The sequence below is a fragment of the Marivita lacus genome (genome assembly GCF_014637725.1).
Classification (GTDB): domain Bacteria; phylum Pseudomonadota; class Alphaproteobacteria; order Rhodobacterales; family Rhodobacteraceae; genus Marivita; species Marivita lacus.
In genome coordinates, this window is record NZ_BMFC01000005.1 from 1 (window position 1) to 25,225 (window position 25,225).

The window sequence follows — 25,225 nt, forward strand, 5'->3', positions numbered from 1 at the left end:
ATCGAGCGCGTTTTCGCGCTGGAACGGGTCGATTCCCTTGAGGCGCAGCAAGTAGACCGCTTCGTAATCGGTGTTCGGATCAAGCCCGTGCTTCTGGGCGATGCGGCGCGCCATGCGCAGCTGACGAGCGGTCAGCCCTTCTTCGCGGATCGCCATCAGCGCCTGTTCCACACCACCATCAGCCGGGCGTGGAATGCGCGGCTGCGGGGCGGGAGCGGCGGGGGCAGAGGATATGGGCGCAGGATGCCCGGCAGCCGCCATCTGGGCGGTGCCGGGACCCGAATCACTGCGGCGGATGCGAAAGCGCTTAGCTGTGGGTTTCGTAGTCATAGAGCTGTTTCGCTTCTTCCAGGCTGTCGAACATGTGCAACTGGCCGTCCCGCAGGACGGCGGCCTTGCTGACAAATCGCGCCAGCGTTTCGGGTTGGTGGGACACGATGACCATCGTGGTGGTGCGCAGCCGCTCGGCCAGGATGTCGCCCGCCTTGCGGTTGAACTCGACATCGGTCGAGGCCGGCATCCCCTCGTCCACGAGATAGATGTCGAAATCCAGCGCCAGCATCAGCGCAAAGGTGAAGCGCGCGCGCATCCCCGAGGAGTAGGTGCCCAGGGGCTGGTCGAAATATTCGCCCAGATCACAAAGCCAGCGGCAATAGGCCTCCACGTAATCGGGGTCGATCCCGTAAAGCCGCGCGATGAAGCGCGAGTTCTCCATCGCGGTGTGGCGGGTGACGACCCCACCCATGAAGCCCAGCGGAAAGGACACCCGGCTGGTCTTGCGGACCTCACCCTCGTCGGGCTTTTCCAGCCCCGCCATCATCTTGACCAGCGTCGTCTTGCCGGTGCCGTTGGGCGCCAGAATCCCCAGCGACTGACCCAGTTCGACACGGAACGACGCCCGGTCCAGGATCACCTTGCGGTGCGATCCCGTCCAGAACGATTTGCTCACGTTGTCGAATTCAAGCATCGAAACCCCAAGTCATCTCCGTACAGGCATTGCACGGGCTGGTTTCCAAAGGGTGTAGATGCCGAGTTTGACTGGATTGTGGCCAATCCACAGCAAAAACCGGGTATTGTTCTCGGAAGCAGGTCTGTCATTCGACACCGGATCCCCACGCGGGTGGGCGAGGCTGATCGTCGACCCACGCATACCGGACCGCAGCCGCAGGTTGTTCAGCGGATCGCCGCCGCCTGCAATTCAATCCGGGAGATACAATCGATGCATAAAGCGTCGCGAATCGCCATCCGCAGATCAAAAGACTCTGGCTTGGTTGAAGTCTCGAATGTGTGTTTCGCATGGAATGGAGCAGACTTGATCAAAACAGTCATAGGCAATCTGCCTGAGTTTCTTTGTTGCGCAGGCGTTTTTCCCGGCTACGCTCTAGTAAACTGCTCAAATGTCCCGCAAACGTCGATACGGGCGCGAAACTTGGGTGACGATGTTGCAATGCGGCACGCAACGCGATTTATTTGATGCAGACAAGCGGAAGAAATCCGCGGAAATAACAGGGAGTTCGTTTTTGCCCGACTCGTCGCATACGGACGCGTTCGTCGAATTTGAGCGAGTGCAAAAGAGCTACGACGGCGTACAGCTTGTCGTGAAAGACCTTAACCTGAGCATGCCGAAGGGCGAGTTTCTCACGATGCTCGGCCCGTCGGGTTCAGGTAAGACCACATGCCTGATGATGCTGGCCGGTTTCGAAACCGCGACCCATGGCGACATCAGGCTTGATGGCAAGCCGATCAACAACATCCCGCCGCACAAGCGCGGGATCGGCATGGTGTTCCAGAACTATGCGTTGTTTCCCCATATGACCGTGGCCGAAAATCTGAGCTTTCCGCTCGAGGTGCGCAAGATCGGCAAGTCCGATCGCGAGGCCAAGGTCAAGCGCGCCCTCGACATGGTGCAGATGGGCAATTTCGGGGGCCGCCGCCCGGCTCAGCTTTCAGGTGGGCAGCAGCAGCGGATCGCACTGGCGCGGGCGCTTGTGTTCGAACCGGAGCTGGTCCTCATGGACGAACCGCTGGGCGCGCTGGACAAACAGCTGCGCGAAACGCTGCAGTTCGAGATCACCAAGCTGGCGCACCGCCTTGGCATCACCGTGGTCTACGTGACCCATGACCAGACCGAGGCGTTGACGATGTCTGACCGGGTTGCGGTGTTCGACAATGGCAAGATCCAGCAGTTGGCCAAGCCGGATGAGCTTTATGAAAAGCCGCAAAACAGCTTCGTGGCGCAGTTCATCGGCGAGAACAACACGCTGGAAGGCACGGTCCGGGAGATCAAGGGTGACACGTGTGTTGTCCAGCTCGATGATGGCGGGCTGATCGACGCGGTCCCTGTGAACGTCACAAAGGTCGGCGAACGCACACGCGTGTCGATCCGGCCGGAACGGGTCGAGATCAACAAGGACCGTTTGCAGGAAGGCGCACATATGCTCAAGGCGGAAGTGCTCGAGTTCGTCTACATGGGCGACATCTTCCGCACGCGGCTCAAGGTTGCGGGCAATGACGAGTTCGTCATCAAGACACGGAACGCACCCGACCAGGTGCGGCTCGAGCCGGGCACGCAGATCGATATCGGGTGGTTGCCCGATGACTGCCGCGCCCTGGATGCGCCCAGCAAGTAAGAATTGCCGCGGGAACGGAAGCACGTTCCCGTGTCACCACAGGCATTGGTTGGTCGGTCCGACAACCATTGCCATATGTCATAACCGGGCCGAAACGGGAGAATATGAATGAAACTGTCTAAAACACTTCTGGCGACCAGCGCATTGACCGTTGCTGCTGCTGCAGGTGCTTATGCGGCCGGTCACGGCATGGCGGACAGCATGACACTTGTCAGCTGGGGCGGTGCCTACCAAGACAGCCAGCACAAGGCTTATGTTGAACCCTATCTCGCCATGAACGAAGGCCTGACCGCGTCTTGGGACGAAAGCTCGAACGAAGCGGTGGCAAAGCTGCGCGCGATGAACGAAGCGGGCAACATCACCTGGGACCTTGTCGACGTGGTTGCCGCTGACGCGATCCGCCTGTGCGATGAAGGTCTGGCGATGGAAATCGACCATGACGAACTGCTTGCTCCGGCACCCGATGGAACTCCGGCCTCCGAGGATTTCGGCGACCTGATCGTGTCCGATTGCTACATCCCGCAGATCGTTTACTCGACGACATTCGGCTATCGCACGGACATGGTGCCGGAAGGCGTGGAAGCGCCGAACGACATCTGCGACGTGTTCGACTTGGAAACCTATCCGGGCAAGCGGTCGCTCGAGCAGCGTCCGATCAACAACATGGAATGGGCCCTGCTGTGTGACGGCGTGGCGAAAGACGAAGTCTACGACGTTCTGGAAACACCCGAAGGTCAGGACCAGGCGCTTGCAAAGCTCGACACGATCAAGGACGAGGTGATCTGGTGGTCTGCCGGTGCTGACACGCCGCAGCTTCTGGCGGATGGCGAGATCTTCATGGGCTCGACCTATAACGGCCGTCTGTTCAGCGTGATCGAAGAGCAGGATCAACCGGTTGCCATGATGTGGGACGCTCAGGTGTTCGACCTTGACGGTTGGATCATTCCGACCGGTCTGCCCGAGGACCGTCTGGCCCGCGTGAAGGACTTTGTCCGTTTCGCGACAGACACGCAGCGTCTTGCGGATCAGGCCGCCTACATCTCGTACGGCCCGGCACGTGAATCGTCTGCCCCGCTGGTATCGACACATGCGGAGCTTGGCATCGAGATGGCACCGCACATGCCGACCGATCCGAACAATGCGGCGAACACTTTCCTCTACAACTACGAGTTCTGGGCTGACTATCGCGACGATATCGACGCGAAGTTCCAGGCGTGGCTGGCGCGCAACTGATACGCCGCTTGTTGTAGGCGTATGAGATTTGCGATGGGCGGATCCCGCCCGTCGCACAGGGATCGAGGTGGGCATGCGTGCCCACCTCAGCAGGAAGGACTGGACCATGCTCAAAGGCTACATCATCGGCCATATCACGGTGAATGACCCCGAAGCCTACAAGGAATACATCGAGCGCGACACGCCGATCCTCGAAAGCTTTGGCGCCAAGTTCATTGTCCGCGGCGGACAGTCCGAAACGATGGAAGGCGCAACCCAGAACCGCCATGTCGTCATCGAATGCGAAGATAACGAAACCGCGAAGCGCGCGTATCACGACCCCGCCTATCAGGAGGTCGCTGAAATCCGTCGCCGCACCGCGACAAGCACAATCATTTTGGTCGAGGGCACCTGAGCCATGACGGACGCAGCTACCGAACCCGACAAGATCACAGGTCCGACACCGGACAACGCGCTGCGCGCTGCCGACAAGGCGGATTCGGGGCCTGTCCTGGCGGCGGATGGTCGACCGCTCAAACAATCGTTGAACCGGGCGCTGCGGGCACAGAAGATCCGGGCGCTGGCGCTGATCGCGCCGCTTCTGCTGTTCGTGCTGGTCAGCTTCATCGCGCCGATCGGGGACATGCTGTTCCGCTCGGTTGAAAACCAGATCGTCGAAGACACGATGCCGCGTACCGTTCAGGTCATCTCGCGCTGGGATCCCGCCACGGACGAAACGCCGGACGAGATGGTCTACCAAGCTGCCTATTTCGACCTGTTCTTTTCCGCCGAGGCCCGTCGCCACACGCGGCTTGGTCAGCGGCTGAACTACGAATCCACCGGCATGTCGTCGATGTTCCGCAGCATTGGCCGTGACCTCGACGAGTTCGGCGAACCCTACCAGGATGCAATCGAGGCTTCCGATCCGCGCTGGGAAGAGGCGGGCTTCTGGTACGACCTGATGTCGGGCGAAGGGGCGAACGACCTGCTCGAAAGTCGCCGCGACTCTTATATGCGCCTCATGGGGCAGAGCCAACGGACGGTATTCGGCGATGTCACGTGCGGCATCGGGAGCGTGTTCGGCAATCCATGTGACATCGCGCTAGAAGACGTGCCGCTTGAATTCTCGCTGTCCAATGACATCACCGAGTTCCTGCCGCTGACCGCCGAAGCGTATTCCGATTTCACCGTGTTCACGGTTCTGGACGAGGGCGATGTCGTTGCCGAGGAAGAGCCGTGGGAAGCGGTCTATACTGCTCTGGGCATCGACCTGAAGGCCAAGTCGCAAGCCGAGATCCAAGCCTACAACGGCACGGGCGCGGATGCCTTGCAGGCCGCATATACCGCCTTGGCCGAGGTCGAGGACATCTCGTTCCGCGACCAGTTCATCGATGCGGATCCGGATTGGGGAATCCAACAACCCTGGCAGGTTCTCCAGACCTATTCGGCTGCCTACACACCGGGATATTTCCTGAACGCCGTGGATATGCAGAAATCACCCCAAGGCTGGGAATTGCGCCCGGAAAACCAGCGCATCTACGGGTTGCTGTTCCAGCGGACGCTGTTCATGAGCCTTGTCATCACGTTCAGCTGCATCCTGCTGGGCTATCCGATTGCCTACCTGCTGTCGAACCTGCCGGCGCGCAAGGCGAACCTGCTGATGATCCTCGTGCTCTTGCCGTTCTGGACATCGCTGCTGGTGCGCACCTCGGCGTGGAAGGTGATGCTGCAGCAACAGGGCGTGATCAACGACGTGCTTGTCTGGCTGGGCTTGGTGGTTGATGACGGGCGGTTGGTGATGATCAACAACCAGTTCGGCACGATCGTCGCCATGACGCATATCCTGCTGCCCTTCATGATCCTGCCCATGTATTCGGTGATGTCGACGATCCCGCAATCCTATGTGCGCGCGGCGAAATCGCTGGGGGCGACCAACTGGACGACCTTCTGGCGGGTCTATTTCCCGCAATCGGTGCCGGGCATCGGTGCGGGTTCGATCCTCGTGTTCATCCTGTCGATCGGCTATTATATCACGCCGGAAATCGTGGGCGGCACATCGGGTATCTTTATCTCGAACCGGATCGCCTATCACATTTCCAGCTCGCTCAACTGGGGCCTTGCCGCCGCATTGGGGACAATCCTGCTGATCGTGGTCCTGGCGCTTTACTGGGCCTACGACCGGATCGTCGGCATCGACAACGTGAAACTGGGGGGCTGAGAAATGTCGGAAGCCATTCTCACACCGATTGAAAAAAAGCCCATCGGGTTCACCATGGGTGTTCTGGCCGCGGCTGGAGCCGTGGTCGGGCTGTTCCTCGGCACTTCGCAAGGCTCGGTGTTGATGGGCATCGTCATTGCAGCCGCGCTGATGGCGGGACTCGCGTTCGTCGCCATGCAGGTGCTCGACGAGCCGATGGAGAAACCGGTGCGCTGGGGACTGATCGGCGTCGGCCTTGTCGCCGGCTTCCTGTTCAATGACGTGCCCGGGCTGGTCATGGGTGGATTGTTCGGCTGGTTCTTCGGCTGGTTCATCTACTGGGTCGGAATGGGCCGCTACAGGGCACATCTGGTGCCGTACCTGACAGGCGGTCAGGTGCTGTGGCACTATTCATTCCGCGTGATCTGCGGGGCAATCTTCATCTTCCTGATCACGCCGATCATCGTGGTGATGCCGCTGTCGTTCAACGCCGAGAACTTCTTTACCTTCACGCCGGGTATGTTGCGATTTGATCCCGAGGCGTATTCGCTGAAGCACTACCGTGACTTCCTGACCAACCCGGAATGGACCAGCGCGGTGAAGAATTCGCTGATGATCGCGCCCGTTGCGACCTTCATCTCGGTTTCCCTTGGCACATTGGCCGCCATCGGCCTGAGCCAGAGCCACGTGCCCGGCAAACGCGCGATCATGGCAATCCTGATTTCGCCGATGATCGTGCCGCTCATCATCTCGGCCACGGGGATGTATTTCTTCTACTCCAAGATTGGCCTGGTCGGCACCTATTGGGGCATCGTTCTGGCGCACGCGGTTCTGGGCATTCCCTTTGTCATCATCACCGTCACGGCGACGCTTGTGGGCTTTGACCGGTCCCTGACGCGGGCGGCGGCGAACATGGGTGCCAACCCGGTGACCACCTTCTTCAAGGTGCAGATGCCGCTGATCCTGCCGGGGGTGATCTCGGGTGGTCTTTTCGCCTTCATCACGTCGTTTGACGAAGTGGTTGTGGTTCTTTTCATCGGTTCAGCCGAATTGCAGACCCTCCCGTGGCAGATGTTCACCGGTCTGCGCGAGCAGATTTCGCCGACGATCCTTGCCGCGGCGACGATCCTTGTGGCGATCTCGATCTGCCTGTTGACGGCGGTGGAAATCCTGCGCCGCCGGTCCGAAAAGCTCCGCGGCATGTCACCGGGATAAGGGTACAAAGCCGCGGCGACGCGGCTTGGGTCCCAACAAAAAAGGCCCTGCACAATGGTGCAGGGCCTTCTCATTTAAAATGGGGCTGGATCAGCTGCGCACGAGTGTTTCGTAGCTTTGCGCGATATCGCGGGTCAGCGCGCCGACTTCGAAATTGTAGTCACCGATCTGGCCAACAGGCGTCACTTCGGCTGCCGTGCCGGTCAGCCAGCACTGCTCGAAGCCTTCAAGCTCTTCCGGCATGATGTGCCGCTCGTGCACCGTGACCCCACGATCCCTGAGCATCCCGATCACGGTCTGACGGGTGAGACCGTTGAGGAAGCAGTCGGGTGTCGGCGTGTGCACTTCGCCGTCCTTGACGAAGAAGATGTTGGCCCCGGTCGCTTCGGCCACGTAGCCGCGATAGTCGAACATCATCGCATCCGAACAGCCCTTGGCCTCGGCCGCGTGTTTGGACATTGTGCAGATCATGTAGAGACCGGCCGCCTTGGCGTGGCACGGGATGGTTTCGGGCGACGGGCGCTTCCACTTGGAGATGTCGAGCTTGGCGCCTTTCATCTTGGCGTCACCGTAATAGGCGCCCCATTCCCAGCTTGCGATCGCCATGCGGACCGGGTTGCGGGCGGATGCGACACCCATATCCTCACCCACGCCGCGCCATGCGATCGCGCGCACATAGGCGTCGGACTTGCCGTTTGCTTCAAGCACGGCTTTCTTGGCCGCTTCAATCTCGTCAACCGTGTAGGGAATTTCGAAGTCGATCATTTCGGCAGACCGCTTGAGCCGTTCCGAATGCTCGCGCGATTTGAAGATCTTGCCATTATACGCGCGCTCGCCTTCGAAGACCGAGCTTGCATAATGCATCGCATGGGTCAGAATGTGGACATTCGCATCGCGCCAGTCGATGAGCTGGCCATCCATCCAGATCTTTCCGTCGCGGTCATCATAACTTCCGGCCATGTCAATTCTCCTCGCCCGGCTTTTCATTAATTGCGCAAATTAGGTCCGATCCGGACATGATATTGCGTCGAAACTGAGATTCGCTACCATTTGAGCCTTGGAATGTCAACAAGACTGACGTATTTTCAAATGCAACAAAAAGACGGATTGGACGGCAGATCATGGCGGAAGGACACTCGCAAAACATATCGAGCGGACAGGCTTTGCTGTACCTCACGGATGAGCAGCTTCGGCAGGGCATAGAGGCGATGTTCTTTGCCTATCGCGGCTTCACCGCCGACCCTGACCGTATCCTCGAAGGGCTGTCTTACGGGCGGGCGCATCACCGGGCGATCCATTTCATTCATTGTGCGCCGGGAACAACGGTCAACAATCTTCTTGCGATCCTCGGGGTCACAAAGCAATCTCTGAACCGTGTGTTGCGGACCCTGATCGAAGATGGTCTGGTCAAAAGCCATGTGGGACGCATCGACAAAAGAGAGCGGCACTTGACCCTGACCGAGGCTGGAGAGGCTCTTGAACAGCAATTGTCCGACGCGCAGCGCGCGCGGATGCGCGATGCCTACCGCAAGGCCGGGCCCGAGGCTGTTGCCGGATTCAAGACCGTATTGGAAGCGATGATGGATGACGAGATGAAACGCGCCTATGTCGCGCTCAGGGACGGGCGCTGACATGGCCGAGCCTGACGCCCACCTTCTGATTGTCGATGATGACGAACGCATCCGCGGGCTGTTGCAGAAGTTCCTGGTCCGCAACGGGTTCCTCGTCAGCGCCGCGCGCGATGCCGCCCATGCGCGGCGTATCCTGTCGGGGCTGGATTTCGACCTGATCGTGCTTGATGTGATGATGCCGGGCGAGGATGGAATCAGCCTCACGCGGGGCATTCGGGAACGGTCCTCGACGCCGATCCTGCTCTTGACCGCGCGGGCCGAAACCGAGGACCGCATCGCCGGTCTGGAGGCAGGCGCGGATGATTACCTCGCCAAGCCGTTCGAGCCGAAAGAGCTGCTCTTGCGGATCAACGCGATCCTGCGCCGGATGCCGGAACAGACCGTCAGTGGCAGCGCGCCGAAATATCTCAACCTCGGACCGATCCGCTATGACACCGAGCGGGCCGAGCTTTGGCGGGGCGAAGACCTTGTGCGCCTGACATCGACCGAGATCCAGTTGATGAAGATCTTTTCGGCCAAGCCGGGTCTGGCGCTGAGTCGCACGCAGCTTGTCGAGGAACTGGGCCGCGACCGGGGCCAGAGCCAGGAGCGTGCCGTGGACGTTCAGATCACCCGTCTGCGCCGCAAGCTCGAGGACAATCCGAAACAGCCGCGCTACCTGCAAACGGTGCGGGGCGCAGGGTATATGCTTGCACCCGATTGACGGGTTTGGTTTTTGCATATTTGAAAAAAGAAGAAGCAAGGGAGCGCGCCCATGGCGACGGCATTGATCACGCATGCGGATTGTCTGGAACATGTGACCCCGGAGGGGCATCCCGAACGTGTGGCGCGGCTGGAACATGTGTTGCACGCGTTGCAGGGTCTGGACCTGCGGCGCGAAAGCGCGCCTTTGGCGGAGATGGCACATCTCGCCTACGTGCATCCACAGGCGCATATCGACGCGATCCTCGCCGCCGAGCCTGCCGAGGGGGTGATCCAGCTTGATGCCGATACGTGGATGTCGCCTGGCAGCGTGAACGCGGCGCTGCGGGCGGCGGGTGCCGTGGTCAAGGCCGTGGACATGGTGCTGGACGACGAGGTCGGCAACGCGTTTTGTGCGATACGTCCGCCCGGGCATCATGCCGAAACCGCGACCCCGATGGGGTTCTGCCTGTTCGGCAATGCCGCCATTGGAGCGAAACATGCGCTCGAAGCGCATGGCTTGAGCCGTGTCGCGGTGGTGGATTTCGACGTGCATCACGGCAATGGCACGCAGGACCTGCTGTGGAACGAGGCGCGCGCGCTGACCATAACCAGCCAGCAGATGCCGCTTTGGCCGGGCACGGGAGAGCAAACGGAACGCGGCGCGCATGACAATGTGCTGAACATCCCGCTTGCGCCGCGCACCGGTGGTGCCGAAATGCGCGCCGCTTACGGGTCCAAGGTCTTCCCGCGCCTGCGAGATTTCAAGCCGGAGTTGATCATCATCTCCGCCGGGTTCGACGCTCATCAGGATGATCCGTTGGCCGAATTGCAGTGGTCGACCGAGGATTTCCGCTGGCTGACGCGCGAGCTGTGCGCTCTTGCGGCAGAGCTGTGCGAGGGGCGGGTCGTCTCGACTCTGGAAGGCGGGTATGATTTGTCTGCCCTCGCAGAGAGTGCGCGCGCGCATGTGGACATATTGATGGAGGCCGCGGCATGAGCCAGACACCCGTGGAAGAGATGAGTTTCGAGGCGGCGATGGCCGAGCTCGAAAAGGTGGTGGGCCAGCTTGAGCGTGGCGACGTGGCGCTGGACGAATCCATCTCGCTTTACGAACGCGGGGCGGCGCTCAAGAAACGCTGCGAGGCCAAGCTGAACGAGGCGCAGGAAAAGGTGGCGGCGATCACGCTGGATGCTGACGGCAAGCCCACGGGCACAGCGCCGTTCGATCCCGAGTAACCCTGCGCGATGTTCTCGGATGCGCTGCGCCGCGATGCTGCCCGGATCGGCGCGCATCTGGACAAGATTCTGTCGGGCGGTCCTGACCTGCCGGTGACCCAGGGCATGCGCTATGCCGTGGCCGGGGGCAAACGCCTGCGCGGGTTTCTTGTTCTGGAAAGCGCGCGGCTGCACGGTGTCGATGAGGCACAGGCGATCTGGCCGGCGGCGGCAATCGAGGCGATCCATGCCTACAGCCTTGTGCATGACGATCTGCCCTGCATGGATGACGACGACCTGCGCCGTGGCCTGCCGACCGTACATCGCAAATGGGATGACGGCACTGCGGTTCTGGTGGGTGACGCGCTCCAGGCACTGGGGTTCGAACTGGTGCTGGACCCGGGGTGTCATTCCGATGCGGCAGTGCGGGCGGATCTGGCGTTGAGCCTTGCGCGCGCCTCGGGGCGGGGTGGAATGGTTCTGGGGCAAGCGCTTGATATGGCGGCGGAAACAGCGGATGTGCCCCTGAGTTTGGACCAGATCACCGAGTTGCAGGCGGGCAAGACCGGCGCGCTGATCATGTGGTCGGCAGAGGCGGGGGCGCGGCTGGGACAGGCCGACCCCAAGCCGCTCACCGATTACGCAATGGCCCTTGGCCTCGCGTTCCAGATCGCGGACGATATTCTGGACGTCGAGGGAGATGAGACTACTGTTGGCAAGGCGGTTGGCAAGGATGCGGACCGGGGCAAGGCCACGTTCGTGTCCCTGTTGGGGCTTGATGGCGCAAAGCGACGGGCGTCCGAGCTTGTTGCGGCCGCCTGTGATGCCTTGTCGCCCTACGGGGCACAGGCGCAAACCTTGAATGAAGCGGCGCAGTTCGTTATCTCGCGCGACACCTGATGCGACCCGGAGGCGCGGCACATGTCCTTTTCCACAGAGACCCCGCTTTTGGACAGCGTATCGTCCCCGGCTGATCTCAAACGATTTTCCGATGCGCAGCTTGAACAGCTGGCCGATGAATTGCGCCGCGACACGATTGCGGCGGTGTCCCGCACCGGCGGGCATCTGGGCGCAGGGCTGGGCGTGATCGAACTGACCGTGGCGTTGCACGCGATTTTCGACGCACCTCGCGACAAGATCATCTGGGACGTGTCGCACCAGTGCTACCCGCACAAGATCCTGACCGGGCGGCGCGACCGCATGGGCACGCTGCGGCAGGAAAACGGGCTTTCGGGTTTCACCAAGCGGTCGGAATCCCCATATGATCCCTTCGGGGCCGCGCACAGTTCGACGTCGATCTCCGCTGCATTGGGCTTTGCAGTGGCACGCGATCTGGGCGGCAATTGCGACACCGGGCATGGCGATGCGATTGCGGTGATCGGCGATGGCGCGATGAGCGCGGGCATGGCCTACGAGGCGATGAACAACGCGGGCCATCTGAAAAAGCGCCTGATCGTCATCCTGAATGACAACGAGATGAGCATTGCACCGCCCGTGGGGGCGATGTCGTCCTACCTTTCGCGGCTTTACGCGGGTGCGCCGTTCCACGACCTCAAGGAGGTCGCCAAGGGCGCGGTGAGCTTCCTGCCGGAACCGTTCCGCGAAGGGGCCAAGCGTGCCAAGGACTTGCTCAAGGGCATGGCGGTTGGCGGCACCCTGTTCGAGGCGTTGGGGTTCTCCTATCTCGGCCCGATCGACGGGCATGACCTTGACCAGCTTTTGCCGGTATTGCGGACAGTCAAGGACCGCGCCGATGGCCCCATCCTGATCCATGTGCTGACCAAGAAGGGCAAGGGCTACGGCCCGGCCGAGGAGTCCGCCGATCGCGGGCACGCGAGGGCCAAGTTCGACGTGATCACCGGTGTTCAGAAGAAATCGCCGTCAAACGCGCCCTCCTATACCAAGGTCTTTGCAGAGGCGCTGATGCAGGAAGCGGCGGATGATCCGATGATCTGTGCCGTGACCGCCGCGATGCCCGATGGCACGGGGCTGGACCTCTTTGCGGAACGCTACCCGTCGCGGACATTCGACGTGGGCATCGCCGAACAGCATGGCGTGACCTTTTGCGCGGGGCTGGCAGCAGGTGGTCTCAAGCCGTTCTGCGCGATGTATTCGACATTCTTGCAACGCGGCTATGATCAGGTGGTGCATGATGTGGCGATCCAGCGCCTTCCGGTGCGTTTTGCCATCGACCGCGCGGGGCTGGTTGGTGCGGATGGTGCGACCCATGCGGGCAGCTATGACGTTGCCTATCTTGCCAACCTGCCGGGCTTTGTCGTGATGGCGGCAGCGGATGAGGCGGAGTTGAAGCACATGGTGGCAACCGCCGCGGCGCATAATGACGGACCCATCGCGTTTCGCTATCCGCGTGGCGAAGGGCGTGGCGTCGAGATGCCCGAGCGCGGCGAGATTCTGCCAATCGGGAAAGGGCGGATGATCCGCGAGGGCAGCAAGGTTGCGATCCTGTCCTTTGGCACAAGGCTTGGCACGGTGTTGACCGCCTGCGAGGCGCTCGAGGCCAAGGGGATCACGCCCACCGTGGCCGACGCCCGGTTTGCCAAGCCGCTTGACCGCGACCTGATCCTGAAACTGGCGGCGGATCACGAGGCGCTGATCACCATCGAGGAAGGTGCGATCGGCGGGTTCGGCAGCCATGTGGCGCAATTGCTCGCCGAAGAAGAGGTGTTCGACCACGGGCTGAAATTCCGCTCCATGGTGCTGCCCGACATCTTCATCGATCAGGCCAGCCCAGAGGCGATGTATGACGTGGCGGGTCTGACTGCAGAGCATATCGAGAAGAAGGTGCTGGATGTTCTGGGCGTCGCCGCCATCGGCAAGCGGGCCTAGAAAATCCCGCTGATCAGGGCGAACACCACCGACAGCGACAGCCCGAGCACCGCGTATCCCGCGATCAGGACATAGCCGTCCCGCACCATGAGGGAAAAGGCGACCAATGCAACGCCCCCCGCGCTGACCGATGTGAACATCGGCAGCAGTTCGAGGAACGGCCAGGTTACCGCGACCATCATCACGGCGAGCACCGCGAGGCGGTCCATCGGCGGGGCCGACAGAAAGCGCAGCCGGTCCCGGCTGTTCCTGTCGAGCCACGCGGCCGGTCCGCGCAGATAGGCGACCGCGCGCTTCAACTGCGCCTCGTTGAGCCGCCGTGTGGCAAGGAACCTGGGCAACCAGAGATGGTCGCGACCAAAAAACGCCTGTGCCGAGATCGTCAGAATGATCAGCCCGCCGATTGTCGGCATCAGGGGGATGATCGACAGGGGTGACACGAGGATCAGCGACGGCACCAACAGGGCCGCCCCGAAGGACCGCGCGCCGACGCGGTCGAGCATGGCCTGAATGGTCAGGCCGTCATGCGCATCCCTGTTGCCGTTGTCGGCGCCGGTCGAGGGGTCGTCGGGATCGAGCGTGTCCAAAAGGCTCGTCAGGGATCGTGGAGCGACCTCTTGGGCTGTCACTGCTTGGCCTGCTCTTCGGCCAGAATGGCGGCCAACCCGGCGCGGTAGTCAGGGTATTTCAGCGCGACGCCAAGGTCGGCCTTGATCCGGTCGTTCCGCACACGCTTGCTTTCGGCATAAAAACTGCGCGCCATCGGAGAGAGTTCTGCAGACTCGAACGGCAGTTCCGGCGGTGCATCGACACCCAGCAGGGTCGCGGCATGCAAGATCACGTCCTGCGGCGGCGCTGGGTCGTCGTCGCACAGGTTGTAGACCATTCCGGGTTTCGGATGGGCCATGGATGCCTCGAGCACCTGCGCGATGTCCTCGACATGGATGCGGCTGAACACCTGTCCGGGTTTGATGATCCGGCGCGCCGTGCCATCTCGGACCTTGGAGAATGGGCCACGTCCCGGGCCGTAGATGCCCGCCAGCCGGAAGATGTGCAGCGGCAGGCCTGGAATGGACGCCCAGGCGGCCTCGGCCCGGACCCGGCGGCGGCCGCGTTCGGTGGCCGGTGTCAGCGGAGCGCTTTCGTCGACCCAATCGCCGTCGGCATCGCCGTAGACACCCGTGGTGGACAGGTAGCCGAGCCAGTCGAGCCGGTTGGCCTGTGCTGCGATATCCGATCTGAGCAGGGCCAGCGTCGGATCGCCGTCTTCGGTCGGACCGGCAGACACAAGCACATGACTGGCATTTTCAAGCCAGGGCAGGATCGCATCCCTGTCCCACAGGAGCGGAGTGATTCCCTGTGCATGAAAGCCCTTGAACTTGTCGGGATCACGCGTCGTGCCCGCGATTTTCCAGCCCTTGGGCAGGAGTTTCCGGGCTAGAAAGGCCGCACTGTACCCGTGGCCAAGAGAAAGCAATGTGTGTTTCATGAGACGGAGTTGGTGCTACAAAATTCAAAACCAAGTGGTCCGGAGGCGGACCCACAAATTTGTTAACGTTCAGGCAGCGTAATCGGATCCCTCCGAATCCAGAATTTTTTTCAATTCGGACAGATGGCGCGCATCTTGTTCGGGGTAGCCTTCAAGCTCCTGCGCGGTTTTTTCCGCAATCTCGTCCGACAGGACCCGGAGCGGCTGTCCGGTCTGCAAGGCGCGGATATAGGTCTCGGCCGCGCGTTCGAAATAATAGAGCCTGTTGAACGTATCGGCCACACTGTCCCCGATCACCATGACGCCATGGTTGCCCATGATCATCACTTTCTGTTTCGGATTTGTGAAAAGCTGCGCGCAGCGTTCGCTTTCTTCCTCGAAGGCCAGCCCGCCGTAGTGGCTGTCGACGACATAGCGGTTGAAGAACGTCGCACAGTTCTGGTCGATCGGGGGCAGGCGCGGATCCTGCAGGCAGGCCAGAACGGTGGCGTGAATCGAATGGACATGCATCGCGCAGCGCGCATGCGGGCAATGCCTGTGCAACCCGCCATGCAGACCCCATGCAGTCGGGTCCGGTGCGTTCGGACCGCTGAGGGTTTCGGGATCGTTGGCATCGACGAGGATCAGGTCGCTCGCTTTGATGCGCGAGAAATGTACCTGGTTGGGGTTCATCAGGAACCGTGTGCCATCGTCATTGATCGACAGGCTGAAATGATTGGCCACGCCTTCGTGCATGTTCAGCCGCGCGGTCCAGCGAAAGGCCGCCGCCAGATCAACGCGTTCCTGCCAATGTTCCATGTTGGGAGCCAGTTGCGTGACGGACATGGGTGCCTCCTGTGGTTTACGTAAAAGCAAGTGTTTCCGCGCGCAAAGTCAAGCCGCGTCGGATTTCAGAAGGCTCAGAAGCTGCGCCTCGGTGCGGCGGTTCCGCCCTATAACGGGCGCGACGGCACCCAGGCGTATCCGTCGCTGCACAGAAGGGTGCATTCGCGCAGCCCGTGGGGCTTGTCCGTCGGTACCTGCAATATGGTGAAACCTTGGCCTTCGGCCAGGGCAAAGGCTTTGTCCGGGTCGGTATCGTAAAGACGGATTTCCAACCCTGCACCGCGCGGCGGGGTTTCGGGTATGAGGCCCAGCAGGGGGTTTTGGGAATAGGTGCCATCGGCATGCAGCTGAAACACCTGATCGCCGTAAGCCATGATCGCGAAATCGTCCGAAAGGCGATGTGCCCGCATGCCGAACACAAGGTCAAGCTGCCTTGCCATGCGCCGGACATCGCGGGTCAGCAAATTGAGACCGATGCCGCGCAGGCTTGCCCCGAAATCCTTGGGCGACACGGTTTCGTAATCCATAACGGCACAAACACTCCGGGCGATTGCGGTCAGCTTGATCCCGTGCCATTGACCTGTCAACCTGCGGAAGAGGCAGGCTGCACGCAGGAAGGCAAGGAATGCAGAACCGTTCCATCAATCTCGATGTCGTCTCGCCGGAGACCCCGGTCCCCGAGCGGTTCGACGATGCGTCAGCGGCGGTCGACAGGCTCTGTGCTCTCTATGATCTGTCCACGCGCTTCCTGTGCGACAATTTCCAGGCCGCGATGCGGCAGGGCCATCCCGGTGTGCGGTACCGCGCGTTCTACCCCGAGGTGCGGATCACCACGACCAGTTTTGCCAAGGTGGACAGTCGCCTGAGTTTCGGTCACGTGGCGCATCCCGGCACCCATGCGGCGACGATCACGCGGCCCGACTTGTTCCGGCACTACCTTGAGCAGCAGCTGTCGCTCTTGATGGAAAACCACGGCGTTCCGGTCGAGGTCGGGGTTTCGGATACGCCGATGCCGGTGCATTTCGCCGTTGCCAATGACGCCACGATCACGGTGCCACAGGAAGGCGCCGCCGATTTCATCCTGCGTGACGTGTTCGATGTGCCGGATCTTGCGACCACGAACGACGACATCGTCAACGGCGTGGCCAAGCCCGCACCGGACGGAACCGAACCGCTGGCGCCGTTCACGGCGCAGCGCGTGGATTATTCGCTGGCGCGCCTGTCGCACTATACCGCGACCGATGCGCATCATTTCCAGAACCACGTCTTGTTCACCAACTACCAGTTCTACGTGGCCGAGTTCGAAGCCTATGCCCGTGCGCAGCTTGCCAACCCCGAGAGCGGCTACACCAGCTTTGTCAGCACCGGCAATGCCGAGATTTTCGAGGCGGACGCGTCGCTGCCGCTGATCGAAAAGTTGCCGCAGATGCCGACCTACCACCTCAAGCGCAAGGGTGGGTCCGGGATCACTCTGGTCAATATCGGGGTGGGGCCGTCGAATGCAAAAACGGCAACCGACCACATCGCGGTTCTGCGCCCGCATGCGTGGCTGATGGTGGGGCACTGCGCCGGTCTGCGCAATTCGCAGAGCCTGGGGGATTTCGTGCTGGCCCATGCCTATCTGCGCGAAGACCGCGTGCTGGACGATGACCTGCCCGTCTGGGTGCCGATCCCGGCCCTGGCCGAGATCCAGATCGCGCTGGAACGCGCGGTGGCGGCGGAAACGCAGCTCGAAGGTTATGATCTCAAGCGGATCATGCGAACGGGAACCGTGGCCAGCGTCGACAACCGCAACTGGGAATTGCGCGACCAGCGCGGCCCGGTGCAGCGCCTCAGCCAGAGCCGCGCGATTGCGCTGGACATGGAAAGCGCGACCATCGCCGCCAATGGGTTCCGGTTCCGGGTGCCGTACGGCACGCTGCTTTGCGTCAGCGACAAGCCCCTGCATGGCGAATTGAAGTTGCCGGGCATGGCGTCGGATTTCTACAAGACGCAGGTCGCGCGGCACCTGATGATCGGCATTCACGCGATGGAACACCTGCGCGAGATGCCGCTTGAACGCATCCACAGCCGCAAGCTGCGCAGTTTCGAGGAAACCGCGTTCCTGTAGGCGATTCTGTCATTTTGCCGGGGATTCGCGATTCTGCGCAGAGACATTTGTGACAAACCTGTGGAAATCGGCTGAAAAACGCTAAAAACGCGAGGGAAGCGCCTACCAACCGTTGTGTTTCCCCGCAATATACGGTTAGTTTTTCCGCACGAGGCCCAAGATCGGGCAGATAAGGAGACCACGAAATGGCGAAACCAATGACCAAGACCCAGCTTGTGGCCGCTCTGGCCGAAGAAATGGGCAGCGACAAGAAAACCGCCGGAGCAGCGCTGGACGCAGTGACCAACATCATCACCAAGGAAGTGTCCGAAGGTGGCGCAGTGACCCTGCCGGGCGTCGGCAAGATCTATTGCCGCGAGCGCCCCGAGCGCATGGTGCGCAACCCGGCCACCGGCGAGCAGTTCAAGAAGGAAGCCGACAAGGTGGTCAAGATGACCATTGCGAAGGCCCTCAAGGACAGCGTCAACGGCTGATCTAGACCCCTCGACTTACCTGAAAGGCCGCTCGATCGAGCGGCCTTTTGCGTTCAGGACTTGTTGCTGACCTGCGGAACGTCGTGTTCCTCCATCAGCTTTTGTTCCACCTCGTTTTGCGGCACGTCTTCGTGTTTCCACAAGGGCACGCCCGTGGATACGACCGACCGGCCCATCATGTGTGCGCCGATGGGTGCCGTCAGCAGGATGAACAGCATGATCGCCACCGCCCGGATGACGATGTCAGGGCTGGCAAAGACCACGGCACATCCGGCAAGGATGAGGCCGGTCGACAGGGTGCCGATCTTGGTCGAGGCGTGCATCCGGATCAGCACGTCTGGCATTCTGAGAAGGCCCAATCCCCCGATCACGGCGAACACACCGCCCAGGATGATCAGCCCGCCTGCAATGATCTCACTCATCACGGCTCTCCTTTCTGTTGCGCACGGTGCTGCGTTCGGCAAAGCGCGCCAGCGCGACGGTGGCCAGAAAGCCGACCAGGGCCAGCACCAGCCCCACGTCAAGAAACGCCGGCGTTGCGTAGCGGACAGCAGCCAACCCACAGAAGGCCACGATGGCGACCGTCATGAAATCGAGCGCGACAACCCTGTCCTGAAGGCTTGGTCCTTTGACCAGCCGCACAAAGGCCAGAACGACCGATCCGACGACACACAGAAAGCCGATCTCGAGGCTGAGTCCCAGAAATCCGTCCATCATGAACCCTCCACGGCGTCGATCACCCAGCGCTCCATCCCGTCCTTCAGGCTCTTGCGCAGGGCGTCGGGATCATCGGCAAACATCGCATGCACCAGCAGAGTCTTGCGATCCTCGCTCACGTCGATGCTGAGCGTGCCCGGCGTCAGCGAAATGAGGTTGGTCACCAGCAGGATGCCCGTGTCCGTCTTCACATCAAGCGGTACCTCGATGAGCGCAGGACGCGCGCGGTGGCGCGGTGTCAGGATGTCGAAGGCAACCTCGAGGCTGGAGACGATCAGCTCGTAGTGGAACATGATGATCAGCTTGATCCACGCCGTCACCCGCCGGAAATAGCTGCTGGTGCCGATCAACGGCTGAATGAGCCACAGCGCGCCATAGCCGATGACAAAGCCCGAGATGAGGCCTGTCAAGGAGACGCTGCCGGTGAAGCCGACCCAGGCGACGGCGAGAATGATGTTCAATCCGAACGCGTTCATGGCTGATCCCCCAGCACGGCGGCGATATAGGCGGACGGATCAAGAAGCTGTTCCGCAGACGCACGGGCGAATTCCACGAAGGGGTCGGGCATCACGCCGATGAAGACGGTCAACGCGGCCAGACCCGCAATCGGCACCAGCATCGCGGCGCGGTCGCGGCTGGACAGGGTCGACAGCGTCGGCTCCACCCCGTCAGGGTGAGGTTCCCAGAACGCCTGCGCCCATATCTTGGTCATGGAGTAGATCGTCAGAAGACCAACCGCGAGCGCGATCCCGGCGATGATCCATCCCTGATCGTCCAGCGCCGCCTTGACCAGCAGGAATTTGGCCCAGAACCCCGACAGCGGTGGGAACCCGGCCAGCGAGAAGGCGGGAACGAGGAACAGGATCGCCAGAAACGGCGCGGATTTGTACAGCCCGCCGATACGCGCCAGTTCGGTGCTTCCCGCGATCCGTTGCGCGACGCCCGCGATCAGGAACAGGTTCGCCTTAACGATGATATGGTGCACGAGATAGAACACGGCGCCAAGGATGGCGAGCGGGGTCAGAAGTGCAAGACCCAGGATCATGTAGCCGATCTGGCTGACGATGTGGAACGACAGGATCTTGCGCATGTCGGTCTGTGCCGCGGCCCCCAGAACGCCGACCACCATGGTCAGCCCCGCAACCCACAGAAGGATCGTATGGGTGAACGCGGTGTCGTGGTCGAAGATCAGCGTGAAGGTCCGCAACAGCGCGTAGACCCCGACCTTGGTCAGCAACCCGGCAAAGACCGCAGAGACCGCGAAGGCGGGAGTGTGATACGAGGCCGGCAGCCAGAAGAACAGCGGGAACACCGCCGCCTTGACCCCGAAGGCAATCATGAAGAGCACCGCAATGACCGTCAGCAACCGCTGGTCCGCAGTGTCCACGGCGCTGGCGAGATCGGCCATGTTGAGCGTGCCGGTCATGCCGTACAGCAGCCCGATCCCGGTCAGAAACATGATCGTCGACACAAGGTTCAACGCCACGTATTTCACGCCGCCGTCGATCTGCTCGGGGCGTCCGCCCAGAACCAGCAGGCCGAAGGACGCGATCAGCATGACTTCGAACCACACATAGAGGTTGAACAGGTCGCCTGTGATGAACGCACCGACCACACCCGCGATCAGCATGTTGAAGAGCGCGTGATAGCCCAGCCGCTCCATCCCCTCATCCACATCCGCGATGGCGTAGATCGACACGGCGACAGCGACGATTGCGGTGATCAGCACCATGACTGCAGACAGCAGGTCCGCGACCAGCGTGATGCCGAAGGGCGCGGGCCACTGGCCCATCTGCCCGGCGATCACACCCTCGCGCAGAACCGCGTTCATCAGGACGATGGAGGCCACCAGCAGAACGGTTGACCCGCCCACGGACACCCAGCGCCCCAGTGGGCTTTGCCGCGTCAGGAAGGCAAAGACGGCCGTCAGGAACGGGATGACGACAGGAAGTGCAAGGAGCCAGCTCACTTATGCGCCTCTTCAGGTTCGGCCAGGCGCATGTCGTCCGGCGTCAGGGAATTCAGGCTGGTCCAGGCACGAAACACCAGCACGATGGCAAAGGCGAAAAGGCCAAAGCCGATCACGATGGCGGTCAGCACCAGCGCCTGCGGAAGCGCGTTGGCGATGTCTCCCAACGGAGCATCCGCACCTTCGGGGATCAGCGGCGGCGCGCCATCGGTCAGGCGACCGGCGACAAAGATCGTCAGGTTGGCCGCGTTCGAGATCAGGACCAGCCCGAAGATGAACCGCAACAGGTGGTTGGACAGCATCAGGTAGACCGACGATGCGACCAGAACGCCGATGGTGATGGCAAAGAGGAACTCCATCAGATTTCCTCCTCCATCGCGAAGACAAGGGTGAGGATGGACCCGAACACCACGAGATAGACACCGATGTCGAAAACCAGCACCGAAGACAGGGGTAGGCCCTTGTCGTCCTCGGTGGCCCCGATGAACAGCCATTGACCGGTGAAGAGCGCGTCACCGAACAGGGCGGCGAAAAGCCCCGCGGCAAGTGCGATGCCCAGCCCCCAGATCGCGATGGTCTGCGGCAGGACACGCAGGGCCGCGCGGGCATCCTGGGTGCCGCAGGCGATGGCATAAAGGACAAACCCCGTCGCCCCGGTCAGCCCGCCGATAAAGCCGCCACCCGGTTCGTTGTGACCGCGCAGCGTCATGTAGATCGAGAACACAAGCAGAAGCCCGGCAAGATAGCGCGTGCCGGCCCGCAGGATGATCGAGTTCATGACTGGCCCCCTTTGCGTGTCGTCCGCAGCAGCGCATAGGCGGACAGGGCCGCGATGACGACGACGGCGATCTCTCCGAACGTATCCAACGCGCGGAAATCCACGAGGATCACGTTGACGATGTTGCGCCCGTAGGCCTCGGGCCAGCTTGTCGCCTCGAAATAGTCGGTCAGGCGCAGCTCAAGCGGGCTGGAGACCACAGCGATCAGGGTCAGCGACACCGCGACACCCATGGCGACCGACAAAGCCGCGTGGCCCAGCCGGAACTCCGCCTTGGGCAGCGACGGCAGGCGCAGCATGACGACCGACACCAGAACGACGATCAGCGTCTCGACCAAAAGCTGCGTGATTGCCACGTCGGGCGCGCTGAACACGATGAAGATCAGCGCGATGCCGATGCCGACCACGCCAAGCGCTGCGATCCCGGCAATCCGTGAATTGGTGAACAGCGCAAGGATCGCCCCCGAGATGGTCAGAAGCGCGATGGACGCGTGTTTCCATTCCACATCCGACAGGTCCACATCGATGAAAGGCATGCCTGTATAGACCAGCGTCAGCAGGATCCCCGCCGCAATCGTGAGGAAGGTGGCGAAGAGGTAGCTGGAGAGTTTGCCGTTTTGCACAAACGCGGTTTGCAGTTTTGCAAAGTTCTTGAACCCGTCAAGAAAGCCGTCCCAGCCATTGTCGAGGTTCGGCAGCGCCGCAAAGACCCGCGCCAGCAGAGCGCGCAACTGGACATGGCGCGCATAGATCAGCAGGCCCAGAACGAAGGTCGCGATGCTGAGGATCAGCGGGATGTTGAACCCGGCCCAGAGCTTGAGCTCTTTGGCCTCTTCCACCTCGCCGGTGAGGGAAATCACCGTCGGATTGATCAGCGTCGTCTGCAAAAGGTCGGGATAGATGCCGAAGAGCGCGCCAAGGCTGGCAAGGATGATCGGACCGGCCCACATCTGCCAGGGAGCCTCGCGCGGGGACTGTCCCGAAGGCACCGTTCCGCGCCAGAACGGGCGGAAGGCAACGACGCCCGCAACAGCCAGCATCAGGGAATTCGACAGTAGTGCCGCGCCTGCAACGAGGACCGGCTCGGACGCGACGGCAAGGGCGCCGGCGTATTTCAGTTCTTTGCCGATGAAGCCAAGGAAAGGCGGAAACCCTGCCATGGACAGGGCGGCAAGGGCGGCGGCAACTGCGGTTATCGGCATGAGCCGACCCAGTCCAGCCAGCTGATCTGTTTCGCGGGTGCCGGTGGACAGGTCGATGCAGCCGACCACAAGGAACAACGACGCCTTGTAGAGCGAATGCACGACGAGGAAGGTTGCAAAGGCAGTCATCGCGTAGCCAGACTCCTGCCCGAGAAACAGCGTCAGCGTTCCCAGCGCCATCAGCGTGGTATACGCCAGCGCCTGCTTGAGGTCGGTCTGCCGCAGCGCCAGAAGGCTCGCAAAGATTGCCGTGACCGCGCCGAAGATCGTCAGCGTCCAGAGCCAGACATCGGTGCCCGACATCGCCGGGTGCATCCGGGCCATGACGTAGATGCCCGCCTTGACCATCGTGGCAGAGTGCAGGAACGCGCTGACCGGGGTGGGGGCTGCCATGGCGTTCGGAAGCCAGAAATGGAACGGAGCCTGCGCCGATTTGGTGAACGTGCCCGCCAGCAACAGGATCAGGATCGGCAGGTACATCGCGTGTTCCTTGAGCGCGTCACCCTGTGCGATGATGCCCGAGATGCTGGTTGTGCCCGAAACGGCCGCGAGCAGGATCAGGCCTGCCAGAAACGCGAGGCCACCTGCGCCGGTGACGAACAGCGCCTGCAACGCGTTGCGGCGGCTTTTCTTGGACTCGTGCGAGAACCCGATCAGCATGTACGACGTGATCGTCGTCAGCTCCCAGAACACGAAGAGCAGGATCAGGTCATCCGCCAGCACAAGGCCTAGCATCGACACCATGAAGGCGGTCAGGAACAGCGCGAACCGCGCATATTGCGGATGCCCGGCGAGGTAGGTGTTGGAATAAAGCAACACCAACGTGCCGATGCCCGAGATCAGCAGCGAAAACGTCAGACTGAGCCCGTCCACGAGAAAGGCGAACTCGATCCCCAATGACGGAACCCACGGGATCGACACCCGGATGATGTCGGTGGCCGCGATGGTGGGGACCATCGACACGAAATAGGCGAACAGGGCTGCCGCGAACAGGATCGGGACCGTCCCGGTCAGGCCGTTGCCGCGCGTCTCGGTGGGAAATCCGCCTGCCATCAGTTGATACCTCCTGCGGGTGCAGCGCCGATCGGGGTCACGAAGCCGGGCGCTTTCGCGGTCAGGACCGAGCAACTGACATGGTTGAGAATGGTCTCGGCGGTATCGCCTATGAACAGGCCTGCGACACCCGTGCGGGTCAGCGTTCCCATGATCAGGGTGTCGATCCCCTCGGCCATGACGTGTTCAGGGATGACATCACCCGGAACACCCTTGATGTGAAGAACCCGCATGATGTCGTCGAACTCCGAAAAACCGGACACGAGGTCCTGCAACCGTGACTTGCTGTCGTTTTGTGCCTTGGCGACAAGACGGTCGATATCCGCCTCGGGGATGTTCGCCAGACCGTGCCGCAAGGTGGCCTCTTCCTGAAGCCGCCAGACATGCATCACATCCAGCTTTGCCCCATCATTACGTGCCAGCGATGTGGCGAGTTCCATGATCGTGCGATTGAGGCTGTTGCGGCTGGGATCGTTCGCATCTGGATCAACGGCGACCAGAATCCGCTGTGATCTGGGTTCGGCCGCTGAATTCAGCACCCAGATCGGACAGGGACATTTCCGCAACAGGTGCATATCGGCACCGGGAAAGAACCGGCGCCCGGCAGTGCGATGGGCGCCCTTGATCACGATGTCATGGCCACCCTGCAACACCTGGCGGATGATCTCGATGAAGGGTGTGCCGACAAGCAGCTTGGTTTCGACCGGGATGCCCCTGTCGCGGAGCGGCTGCGCGCGGTCGTTCAGCTTTGCGCGGTGCACGGCGATCACCGTTTCGCCGATCTCTTCGCTGCCAAGTCCGGGGATCATGGAAAACAGGCTCGACACGTCCTGCGCGCCTCCGCTGTCGATGGTGGTCACCATCGTGACGCGCGCTCTGTTGGCGCTGGCAAGCCAGATCACGCGCTCAAGCGCCAGTTCGAATGCGCTTTGCTCGTCGCATACGAAAAGAATGTTCCCGAACCGTTGCACGCGACAT

At 61.6% G+C, this 25,225-nt stretch carries 28 protein-coding genes and 1 pseudogene; 13 read left to right on the forward strand and 16 right to left on the reverse strand.

Annotation, left to right across the window (positions count from 1 at the left end):
• The 3 genes and pseudogenes from IEV82_RS11380 to IEV82_RS11390 all read right to left on the reverse strand — a co-directional run.
• Positions 1–330 (reverse strand): annotated as a pseudogene (locus IEV82_RS11380) (capsule biosynthesis protein); the annotation flags it as partial.
• Positions 308–967, reverse strand: coding sequence for an ABC transporter ATP-binding protein (locus IEV82_RS11385; RefSeq protein WP_188482160.1), 660 nt, complete (start codon positions 965–967; stop codon positions 308–310). The gene IEV82_RS11385 and the pseudogene IEV82_RS11380, both read right to left, overlap by 23 nt.
• Positions 968–1,173: 206 nt before the next feature.
• Positions 1,174–1,329: a hypothetical protein gene (locus IEV82_RS11390; protein ID WP_188482161.1), complete on the reverse strand. Its 156-nt coding sequence runs from the start codon at positions 1,327–1,329 to the stop codon at positions 1,174–1,176.
• A gap of 236 nt (positions 1,330–1,565) precedes the next feature.
• Here IEV82_RS11390 and IEV82_RS11395 point away from each other — a divergent pair, with 236 nt between their 5' ends.
• From IEV82_RS11395 to IEV82_RS11415, 5 genes are all read left to right on the forward strand, one after another.
• Positions 1,566–2,630, forward strand: a complete 1,065-nt coding sequence (locus IEV82_RS11395) for an ABC transporter ATP-binding protein (protein WP_373285208.1) — start codon at positions 1,566–1,568, stop codon at positions 2,628–2,630.
• A 108-nt stretch (positions 2,631–2,738) separates the two neighbouring features.
• Positions 2,739–3,863 (forward strand): extracellular solute-binding protein, encoded by a 1,125-nt coding sequence (locus IEV82_RS11400; RefSeq protein WP_188482163.1) that lies wholly within the window; start codon positions 2,739–2,741, stop codon positions 3,861–3,863.
• Positions 3,864–3,969: 106 nt separating this feature from the next.
• Positions 3,970–4,257: a DUF1330 domain-containing protein gene (locus IEV82_RS11405; protein WP_188482362.1), complete on the forward strand. Its 288-nt coding sequence runs from the start codon at positions 3,970–3,972 to the stop codon at positions 4,255–4,257.
• 3 nt (positions 4,258–4,260) lie between these two features.
• On the forward strand, positions 4,261–6,060 hold the full coding sequence (locus IEV82_RS11410) for an ABC transporter permease (protein ID WP_188482164.1): 1,800 nt from the start codon (positions 4,261–4,263) through the stop codon (positions 6,058–6,060).
• A 3-nt stretch (positions 6,061–6,063) separates the two neighbouring features.
• Positions 6,064–7,254: an ABC transporter permease gene (locus IEV82_RS11415; protein ID WP_188482165.1), complete on the forward strand. Its 1,191-nt coding sequence runs from the start codon at positions 6,064–6,066 to the stop codon at positions 7,252–7,254.
• Positions 7,255–7,344: 90 nt separating this feature from the next.
• Here the strand turns inward: IEV82_RS11415 and IEV82_RS11420 are convergent, their stop codons facing one another.
• Complete coding sequence (locus IEV82_RS11420; RefSeq protein ID WP_188482166.1) at positions 7,345–8,214, reverse strand: branched-chain amino acid aminotransferase; 870 nt, start codon at positions 8,212–8,214, stop codon at positions 7,345–7,347.
• A gap of 161 nt (positions 8,215–8,375) precedes the next feature.
• Here IEV82_RS11420 and IEV82_RS11425 point away from each other — a divergent pair, with 161 nt between their 5' ends.
• From IEV82_RS11425 to dxs, 6 genes are read left to right on the forward strand one after another with little or no spacing between them, the layout of a single operon-like run.
• A complete protein-coding gene (locus IEV82_RS11425; protein WP_188482167.1) occupies positions 8,376–8,885 on the forward strand; it encodes a MarR family winged helix-turn-helix transcriptional regulator in 510 nt (169 codons plus the stop codon).
• Position 8,886: 1 nt separating this feature from the next.
• Entirely contained in the window at positions 8,887–9,588 is a 702-nt protein-coding gene (locus IEV82_RS11430) for a response regulator (RefSeq protein WP_188482168.1), read from the forward strand.
• Positions 9,589–9,639: 51 nt separating this feature from the next.
• Positions 9,640–10,566, forward strand: coding sequence for a histone deacetylase family protein (locus tag IEV82_RS11435; protein ID WP_188482169.1), 927 nt, complete (start codon positions 9,640–9,642; stop codon positions 10,564–10,566).
• Positions 10,563–10,805: an exodeoxyribonuclease VII small subunit gene (locus IEV82_RS11440; protein ID WP_188482170.1), complete on the forward strand. Its 243-nt coding sequence runs from the start codon at positions 10,563–10,565 to the stop codon at positions 10,803–10,805. Before IEV82_RS11435 ends, IEV82_RS11440 begins: the two co-directional genes overlap by 4 nt.
• Positions 10,806–10,814: 9 nt before the next feature.
• Positions 10,815–11,684: a polyprenyl synthetase family protein gene (locus IEV82_RS11445; protein WP_188482171.1), complete on the forward strand. Its 870-nt coding sequence runs from the start codon at positions 10,815–10,817 to the stop codon at positions 11,682–11,684.
• A gap of 21 nt (positions 11,685–11,705) precedes the next feature.
• Positions 11,706–13,631: a 1-deoxy-D-xylulose-5-phosphate synthase gene (gene dxs, locus IEV82_RS11450; RefSeq protein WP_188482172.1), complete on the forward strand. Its 1,926-nt coding sequence runs from the start codon at positions 11,706–11,708 to the stop codon at positions 13,629–13,631.
• Here dxs and IEV82_RS11455 read toward each other — a convergent pair.
• The 4 genes from IEV82_RS11455 to IEV82_RS11470 all read right to left on the reverse strand — a co-directional run bounded on the left by IEV82_RS11455 (position 13,628) and on the right by IEV82_RS11470 (position 16,472).
• Positions 13,628–14,260: an exopolysaccharide biosynthesis protein gene (locus IEV82_RS11455; protein ID WP_188482173.1), complete on the reverse strand. Its 633-nt coding sequence runs from the start codon at positions 14,258–14,260 to the stop codon at positions 13,628–13,630. The genes dxs and IEV82_RS11455 overlap by 4 nt on opposite strands.
• Positions 14,257–15,120: an SDR family oxidoreductase gene (locus tag IEV82_RS11460; RefSeq protein WP_188482174.1), complete on the reverse strand. Its 864-nt coding sequence runs from the start codon at positions 15,118–15,120 to the stop codon at positions 14,257–14,259. The genes IEV82_RS11455 and IEV82_RS11460 overlap by 4 nt, the downstream gene beginning before the upstream one ends.
• 69 nt (positions 15,121–15,189) lie before the next feature.
• Positions 15,190–15,945 (reverse strand): class II aldolase and adducin N-terminal domain-containing protein, encoded by a 756-nt coding sequence (locus tag IEV82_RS11465; protein ID WP_188482175.1) that lies wholly within the window; start codon positions 15,943–15,945, stop codon positions 15,190–15,192.
• A gap of 107 nt (positions 15,946–16,052) precedes the next feature.
• Complete coding sequence (locus IEV82_RS11470; RefSeq protein WP_188482176.1) at positions 16,053–16,472, reverse strand: VOC family protein; 420 nt, start codon at positions 16,470–16,472, stop codon at positions 16,053–16,055.
• A 98-nt stretch (positions 16,473–16,570) separates the two neighbouring features.
• Here IEV82_RS11470 and IEV82_RS11475 point away from each other — a divergent pair, with 98 nt between their 5' ends.
• The gene (locus IEV82_RS11475; RefSeq protein WP_188482177.1) at positions 16,571–18,055 is read left to right on the forward strand and encodes an AMP nucleosidase; all 1,485 of its coding nucleotides are present in this window, start codon (positions 16,571–16,573) and stop codon (positions 18,053–18,055) included.
• Between the two features lie 185 nt (positions 18,056–18,240).
• On the forward strand, positions 18,241–18,528 hold the full coding sequence (locus IEV82_RS11480; protein ID WP_188482178.1) for an HU family DNA-binding protein: 288 nt from the start codon (positions 18,241–18,243) through the stop codon (positions 18,526–18,528).
• 53 nt (positions 18,529–18,581) lie between these two features.
• Here the strand turns inward: IEV82_RS11480 and mnhG are convergent, their stop codons facing one another.
• From mnhG to IEV82_RS11520, 8 genes are read right to left on the reverse strand one after another with little or no spacing between them, the layout of a single operon-like run.
• Positions 18,582–18,950, reverse strand: coding sequence for a monovalent cation/H(+) antiporter subunit G (gene mnhG, locus IEV82_RS11485; protein WP_229747764.1), 369 nt, complete (start codon positions 18,948–18,950; stop codon positions 18,582–18,584).
• Complete coding sequence (locus IEV82_RS11490) at positions 18,943–19,245, reverse strand: MrpF/PhaF family protein (RefSeq protein WP_188482180.1); 303 nt, start codon at positions 19,243–19,245, stop codon at positions 18,943–18,945. The genes mnhG and IEV82_RS11490 overlap by 8 nt, the downstream gene beginning before the upstream one ends.
• On the reverse strand, positions 19,242–19,721 hold the full coding sequence (locus tag IEV82_RS11495) for a Na+/H+ antiporter subunit E (protein ID WP_188482181.1): 480 nt from the start codon (positions 19,719–19,721) through the stop codon (positions 19,242–19,244). Before IEV82_RS11495 ends, IEV82_RS11490 begins: the two co-directional genes overlap by 4 nt.
• Complete coding sequence (locus IEV82_RS11500) at positions 19,718–21,214, reverse strand: Na+/H+ antiporter subunit D (RefSeq protein ID WP_188482182.1); 1,497 nt, start codon at positions 21,212–21,214, stop codon at positions 19,718–19,720. The genes IEV82_RS11495 and IEV82_RS11500 overlap by 4 nt, the downstream gene beginning before the upstream one ends.
• Positions 21,211–21,573: a Na+/H+ antiporter subunit C gene (locus IEV82_RS11505; protein ID WP_188482183.1), complete on the reverse strand. Its 363-nt coding sequence runs from the start codon at positions 21,571–21,573 to the stop codon at positions 21,211–21,213. The genes IEV82_RS11500 and IEV82_RS11505 overlap by 4 nt, the downstream gene beginning before the upstream one ends.
• Complete coding sequence (locus IEV82_RS11510; protein ID WP_188482184.1) at positions 21,573–21,992, reverse strand: MnhB domain-containing protein; 420 nt, start codon at positions 21,990–21,992, stop codon at positions 21,573–21,575. The genes IEV82_RS11505 and IEV82_RS11510 overlap by 1 nt, the downstream gene beginning before the upstream one ends.
• Entirely contained in the window at positions 21,989–24,247 is a 2,259-nt protein-coding gene (locus tag IEV82_RS11515) for a putative monovalent cation/H+ antiporter subunit A (protein WP_229747765.1), read from the reverse strand. Before IEV82_RS11515 ends, IEV82_RS11510 begins: the two co-directional genes overlap by 4 nt.
• The gene (locus IEV82_RS11520) at positions 24,247–25,218 is read right to left on the reverse strand and encodes a universal stress protein (RefSeq protein ID WP_188482185.1); all 972 of its coding nucleotides are present in this window, start codon (positions 25,216–25,218) and stop codon (positions 24,247–24,249) included. The genes IEV82_RS11515 and IEV82_RS11520 overlap by 1 nt, the downstream gene beginning before the upstream one ends.
• Positions 25,219–25,225: the final 7 nt, after the last annotated feature.